At 72.9% G+C, this 13,297-nt stretch carries 12 protein-coding genes; 2 read left to right on the top strand and 10 right to left on the bottom strand.

Annotation, left to right across the window (positions count from 1 at the left end):
• Nucleotide 1 precedes the first annotated feature (1 nt).
• From WH07_RS18925 to fmt, 8 genes are all read right to left on the bottom strand, one after another.
• Nucleotides 2–811: a carbon-nitrogen hydrolase family protein gene (locus WH07_RS18925; RefSeq protein ID WP_046501299.1), complete on the bottom strand. Its 810-nt coding sequence runs from the start codon at nucleotides 809–811 to the stop codon at nucleotides 2–4.
• Nucleotides 812–1,016: 205 nt separating this feature from the next.
• Nucleotides 1,017–1,478 (bottom strand): Lrp/AsnC family transcriptional regulator, encoded by a 462-nt coding sequence (locus tag WH07_RS18930; protein WP_046501300.1) that lies wholly within the window; start codon nucleotides 1,476–1,478, stop codon nucleotides 1,017–1,019.
• 234 nt (nucleotides 1,479–1,712) lie between these two features.
• Nucleotides 1,713–2,582 (bottom strand): RNA polymerase sigma factor SigF, encoded by an 870-nt coding sequence (locus WH07_RS18935; protein ID WP_046501301.1) that lies wholly within the window; start codon nucleotides 2,580–2,582, stop codon nucleotides 1,713–1,715.
• Nucleotides 2,583–2,715: 133 nt separating this feature from the next.
• Nucleotides 2,716–4,182 (bottom strand): GuaB1 family IMP dehydrogenase-related protein, encoded by a 1,467-nt coding sequence (locus WH07_RS18940; protein ID WP_046501302.1) that lies wholly within the window; start codon nucleotides 4,180–4,182, stop codon nucleotides 2,716–2,718.
• A gap of 383 nt (nucleotides 4,183–4,565) precedes the next feature.
• Nucleotides 4,566–5,579 (bottom strand): sugar-binding transcriptional regulator, encoded by a 1,014-nt coding sequence (locus WH07_RS18945; protein WP_046501303.1) that lies wholly within the window; start codon nucleotides 5,577–5,579, stop codon nucleotides 4,566–4,568.
• A 148-nt stretch (nucleotides 5,580–5,727) separates the two neighbouring features.
• The gene (rpe, locus tag WH07_RS18950; protein WP_046501304.1) at nucleotides 5,728–6,423 is read right to left on the bottom strand and encodes a ribulose-phosphate 3-epimerase; all 696 of its coding nucleotides are present in this window, start codon (nucleotides 6,421–6,423) and stop codon (nucleotides 5,728–5,730) included.
• Between the two features lie 193 nt (nucleotides 6,424–6,616).
• A complete protein-coding gene (locus WH07_RS18955; RefSeq protein ID WP_046501305.1) occupies nucleotides 6,617–8,050 on the bottom strand; it encodes an RsmB/NOP family class I SAM-dependent RNA methyltransferase in 1,434 nt (477 codons plus the stop codon).
• A gap of 254 nt (nucleotides 8,051–8,304) precedes the next feature.
• Nucleotides 8,305–9,246 (bottom strand): methionyl-tRNA formyltransferase, encoded by a 942-nt coding sequence (gene fmt / locus WH07_RS18960; RefSeq protein ID WP_046501306.1) that lies wholly within the window; start codon nucleotides 9,244–9,246, stop codon nucleotides 8,305–8,307.
• 229 nt (nucleotides 9,247–9,475) lie between these two features.
• Here fmt and WH07_RS18965 point away from each other — a divergent pair, with 229 nt between their 5' ends.
• A complete protein-coding gene (locus tag WH07_RS18965; RefSeq protein WP_046501316.1) occupies nucleotides 9,476–10,006 on the top strand; it encodes a hypothetical protein in 531 nt (176 codons plus the stop codon).
• Nucleotides 10,007–10,129: 123 nt separating this feature from the next.
• Here WH07_RS18965 and WH07_RS18970 read toward each other — a convergent pair whose 3' ends face one another.
• Entirely contained in the window at nucleotides 10,130–10,582 is a 453-nt protein-coding gene (locus tag WH07_RS18970) for a VOC family protein (protein WP_046501307.1), read from the bottom strand.
• A 21-nt stretch (nucleotides 10,583–10,603) separates the two neighbouring features.
• On the opposite strand from WH07_RS18970, the gene WH07_RS18975 reads away from it, so the two are divergent.
• Nucleotides 10,604–11,272 (top strand): CGNR zinc finger domain-containing protein, encoded by a 669-nt coding sequence (locus tag WH07_RS18975; RefSeq protein ID WP_079023351.1) that lies wholly within the window; start codon nucleotides 10,604–10,606, stop codon nucleotides 11,270–11,272.
• A 153-nt stretch (nucleotides 11,273–11,425) separates the two neighbouring features.
• On the opposite strand, the gene WH07_RS18980 is transcribed toward WH07_RS18975, so the two are convergent.
• Nucleotides 11,426–13,297 (bottom strand): primosomal protein N' (locus WH07_RS18980; protein ID WP_046501310.1); only part of this gene is annotated, 1,872 nt, incomplete at its 5' end.

A 13,297-nucleotide genomic window follows, 5' to 3' on the forward strand; every position in this document is an offset into this window, starting at 1 on the left:
GTCAGCGGAGTGAGGTGTACAGGCCGGGGCGGCGGTCGCGCAGATACGGATTGGCCGCGCGCGAGGCGTCCAGCAGCCCCCGGTCCACATCGCCGACGACCAGTTCCTCGCCGCGTCCGGCGCGCGCCACGGCGGAGCCGTCGGGCCCGGCGAGACAGCTCAGCCCGGTGAACTCGAACTCGCCCTCCTCGCCGGTCCTGTTGGCGTACGCGACATACACCTGGCTCTCGAAGGCCCGTACCGGCACCAGGGATTCGGTGACGAATTCGTACGGACGCATCAGCGCGGTCGGCACGAGCAGCAGATCGGTGCCGGCGAGCGCGTGCGCCCGGACGCTCTCCGGGAACTCGACGTCGTAACAGATCACGATCCCCAGCCGCAGCCCCGCCAACTCGGCCTGGACGACGGGCTGCTCCCCCGGTGCGAACCACTTCTGCTCGAAAGGGCCGAAGAGATGCGTCTTGCGGTAGTTGGCGAGCCGCGCGCCGTCGGGGCCGATCAACTGCGCGGCATTGAAGATCCGTTCGCCCGTCCCGCCGGATTCCCGCTCCGGATAGCCGTAGAGCACCGCGAGTCCGTGCCGTACGGCGATCTCCGCCACGGCCGTGGCCGCCGGGCCGCCGGCGGGCTCGGCCAGCCGGGGCACCTCGTCACCGATGGCGTAGCCGGTCAGGAACATCTCGGGGCAGACCAGCAGCCCGGCCCCGGCGTCCGCGGCGCGGCCCGCCGCCGCGTCGAGAGCCGACAGATTCCCGGCGACGGAGCCCGGCCGGCCGGAGGTCTGGAGCAGGGCGGTGCGCAGCGACGGCATGGGTGACCTCGGACGGTACGAAGGGGGCTGCCCCGGATCGCGGGGTTCGCACCGACGGTACGGTCCGGCCGGTGCCCCGTACAAGACACGACCGTTGCGCGCCCGCCGTCGATCCATTGCGTGATCGGCGGCCCGCCCGGCGATTCATTGCGCGGCCCTGTGCCGGCGGGGCCGCGCCGGGCCGCCAGGACGTGTCCGATGCGGCCTACGGTCGGTCCGGCGGGCCCGAGGAGTAGCGCCTGAGCAGCGGCGACAGTACGAGCACCGACTTCGTACGCTCCACATAGGGCTGGCCCGCGATCCGTTCGAGCACCTGCTCGAAGTGCCGCATATCGGCCGCGAAGACCTGGGCGATCGCGTCCGCGTCCCCGGTGACGGTGGACGCGGCGACCACCTCGGGCAGCCGTTCCAGGCCCCGGTGGATGGCCTCGGGCGAGGTGTTGCGGCGGCAGTAGATCTCGATGAAGCCCTCGGTGTGCCAGCCCAGCGCCGCCGGGTCCACCCGTACCGTGAAGCCGGTGATCGCTCCCCCGGCCCGCAGCCGGTCGACCCGCCGCTTCACCGCGGGGGCGGACAGGCCGACGAGCGAGCCGATGTCGGCGTAGGAGCGGCGGGCGTCCTCGGCGAGGGCGTGGACGATGCGTTCGTCGAGATCATTGAGTCGCACGGCTGGTGGTTCACTTCTCTGCGATGACCGGTCGGGCACGGCGGGGCCAGGCCCTGTCCGTACGGGAAGTAGAACACGGCCCCGGCCGTCCTCGGACGCGCCAGGGGCGTCCGTGGCCTGGGGCATGTCCGCGGCGTCGTCCGGCCCGGTCCGGCTCGTGCAGATGCCGGAGGGGGCGTACCGCCACAGCGGTACGCCCCCTCCGTACGGCACCGTGCTCCGGCGCCCGGCCGCTCACTCCACCGCGAGCAGCCCCTCCCGGAGCCGTCCGGTGATTCTGGCCAGCAGCCGGGACACATGCATCTGGGACACCCCCAGCTCCGCGCCGATCTCCGACTGGGTCATCTCGTCGCCGAAGCGCATCCGCAGGATCCGCCGTTCCCGCTCGTCCAGATCTTCGAGGAGCGGCTTGAGCGCCTGGACGTTCTCCGCCGTCTCCAGACTCGCGTCGGGCCCGCCGAGCCGGTCCGAGAGCGGCACCGGGACCCCGGCCGCGTCGTCCGCGGGCAGGTCGATCGAGCCTGCCGTATAACCGTTGCCCGCGACGACGCCCTCGATGACCTCCTCCTCGTCCAGCCCGAGATGCCCGGCCAGTTCGGCCGTGGTCGGCGCGTGGTCGAGCCGCTGGGACAGTTCGTCGGTCGCCTTGGCCAGGTCGATCCGCAGCTCCTGGAGCCGGCGCGGCACATGGACGGCCCAACTCGTGTCCCGGAAGAAGCGCTTGATCTCGCCGACGATGTACGGCACGGCGAAGGTCGCGAACTCCACCTCGCGGCTCAGCTCGAACCGGTCGATCGCCTTGATCAGCCCGATCGTGCCGACCTGGACGATGTCCTCCATCTGGTCCGAGCGGTTCCGGAAGCGGGTGGCCGCGTACCGGACCAGCGCCAGGTTCATCTCGATCAGGGTGTTGCGTACGTACTGGTACTCGGGGGTGCCCTCGGTCAGCTCGCCGAGCCGGGCGAAGAAGAGCTTCGAGATCTCCCGAGCATCCTTGGGCGCCACGTCCGCCGGGCACTCCACATACGGCAGGTCCAGCTCCGCCGCCTCCGCGTGCTGCTGGCTCACATACCGTGCGCTGTCGGTCGGGACCGTCCTCGCCATGGACACTTCGTCCTCCCCTGCTCCGTCGTCAGTGCAGAGCGCGCGTACCCGCTCTCATCCCTCCCATGCCCACCACCCCGGCCCCCGCCGACACTTCTCCATGCTTCCTCCACAATTCCTCCGCCGGCGGCGCTCAGCTCCAACTGGCGTGCAGGGGCTGCCCCTCGGCGTATCCGGCGGCGCTCTGGACGCCGACGACCGCCTTGTGCGCGAACTCCTCCAGGGAGCTGGCCCCGGCGTACGTGCAGGACGAGCGGACCCCCGCGATGATCGAGTCGATCAGGTCCTCGACACCGGGGCGGGACGGGTCGAGGAACATCCGGGAGGTCGAGATGCCCTCCTCGAACAGCCCCTTGCGGGCCCGGTCGTACGCCGACTCCTCGCTCGTACGGTTCCTCACGGCGCGGGCCGAGGCCATGCCGAAGGACTCCTTGTAGAGCCGTCCGTCGGCGGCCTGCTGAAGGTCTCCGGGCGACTCGTACGTACCGGCGAACCAGGAGCCGATCATGACGTTCGAGGCGCCCGCGGCGAGCGCCATGGCCACATCGCGCGGGTGGCGGACCCCGCCGTCGGCCCATACGTGCCTGCCGGACTTCCTCGCCTCGGCCGCGCACTCCCTGACCGCGGAGAACTGCGGCCTGCCGACCCCGGTCATCATCCGGGTGGTGCACATCGCGCCCGGCCCGACACCGACCTTGATGATGTCCGCGCCTGCCTCGATCAGGTCGCGTACGCCCTCGGCAGACACGACATTGCCCGCGACGAGCGGCACCTTCGGGTCGAGCGCGCGGACCGCCCCGACCGTGGCGATCATGGATTCCTGGTGGCCGTGGGCGGTGTCGACGACGAGCGTGTCCACGCCCGCGGCGAGAAGCTGCGCAGCCTTGCCCGGGACATCGCCGTTGATACCGACGGCGGCGGCGATCCGCAGCTTGCCGCCGGCGTCGGTGGCGGGCGTGTAGAGGGTCGCACGCAGCGCGCCCTTGCGGGTCAGAATGCCGACCAGCCGCCCGTCCGCGTCGACGGCGGGGGCGAGCTTGCGGTTGGCGTTGTCGAGGGTGTTGAACGCCTCGCGCGGGTCCACGTCCGCGGCGATCAGCAGCAGGTCCTTCGACATGACCTCGGAGAGCTGGGTGAAGCGGTCGACACCGGTCAGGTCGTGATCGGTGACGATCCCGACCGGCCGGTGTGCGCCGTCCACGACCACACCCGCGCCGTGCGCGCGCTTGGGCAGCAGGGACAGCGCGTCACCGACGGTCTGGGCGGGGGTCAGCACGATCGGGGTGTCGAGGACGAGATGGCGCGTCTTGACCCAGGAGATGACCTCGGTGACGACCTCGATCGGGATGTCCTGCGGGATCACGACGAGGCCGCCGCGCCGGGCGACGGTCTCGGCCATCCTGCGGCCCGCGATCGCGGTCATATTGGCGACGACGAGCGGAATGGTGGTGCCCGTACCGTCCGGCGAGGAAAGGTCCACGCCCTGCCGGGAGCCGACAGCCGAACGGCTCGGCACCATGAACACGTCGTCGTACGTCAGATCGTAGGGAACCGGAGCACTCTCCACATGGCGGCCGGTACCCGGCTCAAGGAAACGCATAGGTCTCACATTTTCCCGCGGAACGGCGCAGGCCGCTTCCCGCTTCCGCGCCCGGTGGCGCTCGTCGGCACCCGGGGCGGCGGCCTCGCCGTGCGCCCCGTCACGCAGCAAAACGCCCCCGTGGTCGTCTGCTCCTCCGAGGAGGCGGTACGGGGGCTCCGAGGCCAGGAAGCGGAATCGAACCTGCCTTACCCCAGGAGCTTACCGTGCGCCCCTCACGACCCACACGACGCGGTCATTCGCCCCGTACCGGGCGCCCCGCGGCCCGAACGGCACGGCCGGCCGCCCCGTTCGTGATCGTCCTGCCGTGCTTGCCCCTTACGCGGCCGTCCTGTACGCGGCCGTGCCTTGCGCGTCGTACGCGGCGGTCCCCGTACGCGCGGTCACTCGTCCGGGTCGCACCGCTCCAGCGCGGGACGCGGCGCCGGCTCGAACTCCGTCAGCAGATAGTCCGCCGCGGCAGTGTCCGTGACCAGACTGGTGACCAGCCCGGACCTGAGGACCGCCCCGATCGCCTCGCCCTTGCGCAGTCCGCCCGCGATCGCCACGACCTCCGGGATACGGCGCAGCCGCTCGGCCTCGACCGTGATGCACCGCTCGCCCAGGTCCCGGCCGACCCGGCGGCCCTCCGCGTCGAAGAGATGCGCGGACATCTCGGCGGCGACACCGAGCGAGGCGTAGTGGGACCGCTCCTCGTCGGTGAGCATGTCGTGCACCGTGGAGATACCCGCCTCCCACGAGCCGATGGAGACGGCGGCGACCGTGACCTTGTCGAAGTACTCGAAGGCCCGCGCGATACCGGTCTGGCTGCGCAGCGCGGCGGCGGTCGCCGTGTCGGGCAGCAGCATCGGGGCGTAGATGGGGTGTGCCTCGCCGCCGGACACCTGGGCCGCACGCCGTACCGCCTCGACCGAGCCGCGCTCGGCGGTCCCCGCGTCGTACACACCGGTGAGCTGGACGACCGTACAGGGCGGCAGCCGGTCGAGCGCCGCCGCCATATGGATGGTGGACCGGCCCCAGGCCAGCCCGAGCACATCGCCCTCGACGACCAGCTCGCCGAGCAGATCGGCGGCGACCTCGCCCAGGTTCTCCGGGTCGGGCGACTCGTCCGCGCCCTCCACGGGCGACTCGACGACCACCGCGTGCCGCAGTCCGTACCGTGCGCGCAGCGCGTCGGAGCGCTCCGCGTCCAGCTCGGCGGGCACCCTGATCTCGATCCTCACGAGGTCGCGCTCCAGCGCCGTCTCCAGGACCCGCGCCACCTTGAACCGGCTGACGCCGAACTCCTCGGCGATCTGGATCTTGGACTTTCCCTCAAGGTAGAAGCGACGGGCCATGGCCGCCGCCTGCACCAGCTCCGCGGGTCCCATCCGCAGGGCGGACCGACCCGCCGACATTGCAGACACCGCGATCTCCTCACTGCTGTGCGCACTCTGGACTCGCTGTTCATCCTGTCAGATCCAGCGGTCCTTGATCGGCCCGAATAGGGCCCCGTTCATGTTCCCTTGGCTCAGTGGACGGCTGTGTCGCCGGCCGTTCTCCGGCTCATCGGCCGGCTCCGTGTCCGCACGCCCAGGACGCCGAGGCAGCGGCCTTGGCGGCCCGGTCGCGCAGGGCACGGACCGCCGCGGCCGGGTCGTCCGCTCCGTATACGGCGGAGCCCGCCACGAAGACATCGGCGCCGGCCTCGGCGCATCGCTCGATGGTGCTCTCCGAGACGCCGCCGTCGACCTGGAGCCACAGCTCCAGACCGTGCTTGGAGATCAGCTCCCGGCTGCGGCGGATCTTGGGCAGCATGATGTCCAGGAAGGCCTGGCCCCCGAAGCCCGGCTCCACGGTCATGATCAGCAGCATGTCCAGCTCGGGCAGCAGGTCCTCGTACGGCTCGACGGGCGTCGCGGGCTTGAGCGCCATGGAGGCCCGCGCCCCCTTCGCCCGGATCTCCCGCGCCAGCCGTACGGGGGCGGCGGCGGCCTCCACATGGAAGGTCACCGAGCCCGCGCCCGCCTCCACGTACTGGGGCGCCCAGCGGTCGGGGTCCTCGATCATCAGATGGCAGTCCAGCGGGGTGCCCGTGGCCCGGCCGAGCGCTTCGACCACCGGTACGCCCAGGGTCAGATTGGGCACGAAGTGGTTGTCCATGACGTCGACATGGAGCCAGTCGGCACCACGGACGGCGTCCGCCTCCTCGGCGAGGCGGGCGAAGTCTGCGGACAGGATGCTGGGGTTGATCTGGGCCATGTGCCAAGCCTGCCATGCTCCCGAGCGCTTCCCGACCGCCCTGTGGACAACTGCGCGAACAATGCCGAAGAGGACGGGCACAGTCCGCGCAAAACCGCGCGATTCAGCGGCGCCCGGCCGGTGGGGTGCGTGCCCGGCCCGTGCCCGTAGCCGTACGTGGGCGCGTGCGCTCGGGCCGTATGCGGGCGTCCGCTCAGGCCGTACGGCGCAGCAGGGCCAGATACATGGCGTCCGTGCCGTGCAGATGCGGCCAGAGCTGTACGTCGGGACCGTCGCCGAGCGCCGGTACGCCCGGCATCAGCGCCCTGGCGTCGATCCACTCCACCTGGACCGCCGGGCCCCCGCGCCCCTTGAGGACGTCCTCGACGACCGCCCTGGTCTCGGCGAGATGCGGCGAGCAGGTCGCGTACCCGACGACCCCGCCGATCCGTACGGCCTGAAGCGCCTCACGCAGCAGACCGCGCTGGAGCGGCGCGAAGTCGTCCAGGTCCTCCGGACGGCGCCGCCAGCGCGCCTCCGGCCTGCGCCGCAGTGCGCCGAGACCCGAGCAGGGGACATCGACGAGGACCCGGTCGAAGGAGCCGCGGACCCAGGGCGGGCGGGTGCCGTCGGCGGTGATGACCTGGTACGGGCCGGGGTTGCCGGCCAGCGCGCGCTCCACGAGGCGGGCCCGGTGCGGCTGCTTCTCGGCGGCGAGCAGGGACGCTCCGCGTTCGGCGGCCAGCGCCCCCAGCAGCGCCGCCTTGCCGCCGGGACCGGCGCAGCCGTCGAGCCAGCGGGCGTCGGGACCGTCCAGCGGCGCGTTGGCGAGGGCGATCGCGACGAGCTGGCTGCCCTCGTCCTGGACTCCGGCCCGGCCCTCCCGTACGGCGTCGAGCGCGCCCGGTTCGCCGCCCTCGCTGAGCCGTACCGCGTACGGCGACCAGCGGCCCGGCAGCCCGGCGTCCTCGCCCAGCGCCGCCGTCAGCTCCCCGGGGGTGGCGCGGCCCGGCCGGGCGACCAGGGTGACCTCCGGCCGTTCGTTGTCCGCTTCGAGCAGGTCCTCGATGCCCGCGCGGCCGCCGCCGAGCGCGTCCCAGAGCGCCGAGACCACCCATCGGGGGTGCGAGTGGACGACCGCGAGATGGTCCTCGGCGTCCTCGTCGTAGGGCGGGGCCACCTGCTCCAGCCAGGTGTCCAGATCGTTCTGGGCGATCTTCCGCAGCACGGCGTTGACGAACCTGGCACGCCCGTCGCCGAGCACCACCCGCGCCAGCTCCACACTCGCGGAGACCGCGGCATGGCTGGGGATCCGGGTGCCGAGGAGCTGGTGCGCGCCGAGCGCCAGCACATCGAGCACCGGCGGGTCGACCTCGCGCAGCGGCCGGTCGACACAGGCGGAGATGATCGCGTCGTAGGTGCCCTGGCGGCGGAGCGTCCCGTACACCAGCTCGGTGGCGAGGGCGGCGTCACGCGCCTCGAAGCCACTGTTCTCGCGTGCCTTCCTGAGCAGCGGGGGCAGTACGAGGTTCGCGTACGCGTCCCGCTCGTCGACGGCCCTGAGCGCCTCGAAGGCGAGGATCCGCACGGGATCCTTCTTGGGGCGGCGGTAGGGCTTGGCGGGACGGCGGGGGGCCTGCTGGTTCAAAGGTGCTCCGGGTGAGAGAAACCGATCTCTCCCAGCCTAGGGCCTCTCGTTTGGATCTTGCTGGGCTCGCGTGCCCGCTGTGACATCAGCCGCTGCCGCAGCGGACCGCGTCTCGCCGCGTTGTCGTCAGTCACCAGGGCTCCGCCATGGCTCCGTCCTCCGCCTTGCGATCCGCCCCCGTAGCCAGAACGGCACGGGAGGTAACCCCTCCACCAGACCCGCTCCCTGATCCAGCCAGATCCGAACGACAGACCCTAGGACGCCTCCGCGCCGAGCTGTTCGCCCGGGGCGATCCGTACTCCGCGGGCCCAGTCCGCCGCGCGCATCGGCTTCTTGCCCTGGGGCTGGACCCAGAGCAGCTCGAGATCGTGCGAACCGGTGCCCGCGTACACATGGTTCTTGCCAACGGCCAGCACCCCGGGCGCCAGTTCCGTACGGTCCGGCAGCAGCCCGAGCTGGATCAGCTTGAGCCGCTCACCGCGGAAGACCGTCCAGGCACCGGGCGCGGGGGTGCAGGCGCGGACGACGCGGTCGACGCGGAGGGCGGGCGCCGCCCAGTCCACCTGGGCGTCCTCGACGGTGATCTTGGGCGCGAGCGAGATGCCCTCTGCGGGCTGCGCCACCGGCTTGAGCGTGCCGTCCTCGATGCCGTCCATCGTCGCGACGAGCAGCCCCGCGCCCGCGAACGCGAGCCTGGTCAGCAGATCGCCACTGGTGTCGGTGGGCCGTACATGCTCGGTGAGCACCCCGTACACCGGCCCGGAGTCCAGCCCCTCCTCGATCTGGAAGGTGGCCGCGCCGGTCATCTCGTCCCCCGCCATGACCGCGTGCTGTACGGGCGCCGCGCCGCGCCAGGCCGGCAACAGCGAGAAGTGCAGATTCACCCACCCGTGGACCGGGACGTCGAGCGCGACCCTGGGCAGCAGCGCGCCGTACGCGACGACGGGGCAGCAGTCGGGCCCGATCTCCCGCAGCCGCGCCAGGAATTCCCCGTCCCGGGGCTTCGCCGGCTTGAGCACCTCGATGCCCGACTCCTCGGCGCGCTCGGCGACCGGGCTGGAGACGAGCCTGCGCCCGCGGCCCGACGGCGCGTCGGGCCGGGTGACGACGGCGACGACGTCATGCCGTTCCGAGGCGATGAGTGCGTCCAGGGCGGGTACGGCGACCTCGGGGGTGCCGGCGAAGACGAGCTTCATCGGTGGCTGACTGCCTCTCGTGCAGAAACGTGCGGTGACGAGCGACGCACCAGTCTATGGGCCGCGGCGGCAGGGGGCGTACGTCGGTGTGCGCGCCCCGCGCATATGCGCACACGCCCCTGGGGCGTGACCACAACGGCGGGTGGCGCGTTGTCAAGGGAGATTGACCAACGCGGGCCGCACCGGTGCGGCCCGGATCCTTTTCAACGCCGGTTCGAGAGGCTTGTTCATGGCCGACCACGCAACCCACGACGCACAAGCCCGTGCAAGTCTCCACCTGTTGGTGCGGGACATCGAGCGGGTCCGGCGGCAGGTGGACGCGCTGCGCACCCTCACCGCCCAGTTGGGCAATGTCTACCGCCCCCGTCGCTCCGGCCCGTCCACGGGCTTCGTCGTCTACGGCAGGGCCCCGGCGCCGACCGTCCGTCTCGCACAGGAGTTGCGGGACAGCGTCGAGACCCTGGTGACCGCGGCCGTGGACTTCGACCGCTCGCTGGGATTCTCGTGGGACGCGGTGGGCTCCGCGCTGGGGGTCACGAAGCAGGCGGTGCACCGCCGTTACGGTACGCGCCGGGCCGCGCAGCAGCCGGGCGCGGCCGAGACGGACCGTACGCAGGAGACCACCGCGGTGCCGACCGCCGTCACCGCCGTCACCGCGGTGCCCGCGGCGCGCTCGATGCCGCCCCAACCCGCGGCTGCCGCCCCGGTGCTGCGCGAAGATCCCCGGCCGTCGGCGTTCCCGGGGCCGCGGGGCGGCTGAGGGGGCTCGATGGCCGAGCGGCCGGGGGCGGGACGTCGAAGCCTGCAAATCGCGGCCGAGCCCCCGGCCTGGCGGCCGGGTCGGCGCGGGTGGCGGCCGGTTCGGCGCGGGTGGCGGCCGGGGTTAAGCCACGCAGTATTCGTTTCCCTCCGGATCCCGCATCACCCACCAGTGCCCGGCCGGCCCCTGGTCCACCTCGCGGACACGGCTCGCGCCCAATTCCACCAGCCGCGCCACCAGCTCGTCGCGCCCACCGGGCTCGCTGTGCACATCGAGGTGCAGCCGGTTCTTGCCGGTCTTGCCCTCGGGTACGTCCTGGAAGAGCAGCCGCCGACCGCGCCCGATACCGCTGATCTCGTCGAAGGGGTCATCGGGATGGCGGATCGCGGCATACCCGCGGAAGACCCTGCGCCCTCGGTGCTCGGTCACCGCTGCCTCGCCGAGCTGCCCGGCGCCCAGCAGGCGTTCGATCAGCGGGCTCGGGTCCTCCACCTCGTAACCCAGCGCCGCGGCCCAGAAGTCCGCGAGGACGGGTGCGTTCGTACTGTCGATGACCAGCTTCCAGCTCAGTGCCATGTAACCACTTATATTGGTTACATGGACGCTGCCGCAACCACCTCAGCAACCACTTCCACAGCCGCTTCCGCAGACGCTTCGCCGGCAAGGGGTTTGGCACTGCGCTCCGGTAGCGGCGCCGTCTTCCGGTTCGATCCCGGTGCGTTGTGTCTGGAGCTGCTGACCACCGGTGGTCCCGGCCCATACCGCCGGTACGAGGTGCTGCACGAGCCGGCCGATCTGGCGGAATGGGCGGACCGGTCGCGGCTGACACCGACACCCGCGCTGGAGATCTCCGACAGCGAGGTGGCGGACGCTCGGCGGCTGCGCGACGCGCTGTTCCGCCTGATCGTCGCGCACATGGCCGGCGAACCGCGCGAGCCGGAGCTGCTGCGGGTCATCAATGGAGCCGCCGCCCACCCGCCGCTGACGCCCGCCATCGGGCCGGGCGGAGAACGGCGGTGGACGGGCACCGCCACCGGCACCCATCTGCTCGCCGCGGTCGCCCGGGACGCCGTCGACCTGCTGACCGGGCCCTTCGCGCACCGTATCCGTACCTGCGCCTCCGACAACTGCCAGCTCGTGTACGTCGACACCTCGCGCCCGGGGCGGCGCCGCTGGTGCTCCATGGAGCACTGCGGCAACCTGCACAAGGTTCGGGCCCTGCGCGCCCGGACCTCCGAGGAAGCCCGCCCCTCCGAGGACGGCTGACCGGACGGCTGACCGCGATGCCCGGACGGCAGCGGGCGCGCAGGCGGCGATGGACAGGGCCGCCCACACGCAGGCGGCGGCCGATGGACAAGGTCGCCCATGAGAACGCCGGGGCCCGGCGCCGAAGCCGGCCTTCCCCGCGCGCCCGCCGTGTCAGCCGATGTCCGGCGGGTCGATCCGCACCCGTACGGGATCGCCGCCGCCCCGGGCCATGCGTGCCGCCTGCGCAGACTTCAGCGCGGACGCGAGAGCCGCGCCGCTCCCCGGGCGTACGCGCAGCAGTGCCCGCTCCCAGTGCTCCCCCGGCGGCGGGTCGCCAGGTCTGCGCGGCCTGCCCGGGTCGGCTGGCGGGAGCGGTACGGGGCCCAGCACCTCGGCGTCCGGCGGAAGTCCGGCCGTGGCCAGGGCGGCGAGGAACGTACCGACCGCCTCCGCGCGGCCCGACACCGCCGCCATCCGGGACACCGGCGGAAAGCCCAGCTCGGCCCGCTCGGCCAGTTCGCGCTGGGCGTGCCCCGCCGGGTCCCAGCGCACCAGCGCCTGCACCGGCCGCAGTGTGGGTTCGGCGACCACGACCACCGTGCCGCCCTCCTCCTGCCCGCGTACCAAGGAGCCCGCGTGCATCCAGCGCCGCAGGGCCTCCTCGCCCGCCCGCAGGTCCGGCCGTCCCAGCATCGCCCAGCCGTCCAGCAGCAGCGCGGCCGCGTAGCCGCCCTCGGCCACCGGCTCGGCTCCAGGCGTGCTGACCACCAGGGCGGGCCTGCCCGGTACGGAGTCCAGGACATGGTCCCGCCCGGATGTGCGTACGGGAACGGCGGGGAAGGCCCGGCCCAGCTCCTCCGCGGTACGCCTCGCCCCCACGATCCGCGCCCGAAGCCGTACGCTGCCGCACTCCGCGCACTGCCACCCCGGTTCGTCCCGGCCGCACCAGCCGCACCGCAGCTCCCGCTCACGGGGAGCCTCCAACGGGCCAGCACACTGCCGGCAGCGGGCGGGCGTACGGCAGCGCTCGCACGCCAGCCGGGGCACATAGCCGCGCCGGGGCACCTGCACCAGGACCGGTCCGGTCTTCAGCCCGTCCCTGACGGCCTGCCAGGCGAGGCTGGGCAGCCGGGCCGCGCGGGCGGCCTCGTCCCGCGCCAGTTCGCCGTCGCCAACGGTACGGACGAGGGGCGCGGCGGTACGTATCCGCTCCCGGGTCGCCGTCAGGGGCAGCGCCCAGCCCGTCCCGACGAGCTGGGCCGCCTCGACCGTGCACGCCGTACCGCCCAGCAGAAAGCCGCACTTGTCGTGCGCGGCGCGCAGCAGCAGCACTTCACGGGCGTGTGGCTGGGGCGCGTGCTGCTCGCTGTGGCTGTCGTCCCCGTCGTCCCAGATGGCCACCAGCCCCAGATCACGGACCGGGGCGAACATGGCGGCGCGAGTCCCCACGACCGCCCGTACCGCACCGCGCCGTACGGCCAGCCACTCGCGATAGCGCTTCTCGGGCCCGGCCTCTGCTGTGAGCAGGGCATGCCGACCGGTGCCCAGGAGCGCCGTCAGCGCGGCGTCGACCCGCGCGGCGACCCGCCCGTCCGGTACGACGACCAGCGCGCCCCGCCCCGAGGCGAGCGCGGCGGCCACCGCCCGCGCCAGTTCGTCCGCCCAATGCGGGCCCGGCAGCGCGGTCCACACGGCGCGCGGCGCACCGCCCCCGGCGAGCGCGTCCAGGAACGCCGCCCCGTTCGCGTACCGCTCCCACGTCCCCGCCTCGGGCGCGGCGGGCGGCGGCAGCGGCTCGGGGGACGGCTTCGACTCGGCTCGCGCGTTCCTCGGCGGAATGGCGAGCTGAAGGACATCCGCGAGGCTTCCGGCATACCGGTCGGCGACGGCCCGGGCGAGCCCGAGCAGCTCGGTGCTCAGCACCGGCTCGGGCGACACCACATCGGCCAGCGCGGCCAGCGGACCCTTGTAGTCCGACTCGGCGCGCCGCTCCACGACGAACCCGTCGATCAGCCGCCCGCCCTCGCGCCGCCCGCCCCGCAC

This window comes from Streptomyces odonnellii, assembly GCF_000981895.1.
Taxonomy (GTDB): Bacteria; Actinomycetota; Actinomycetes; order Streptomycetales; family Streptomycetaceae; genus Streptomyces; species Streptomyces odonnellii.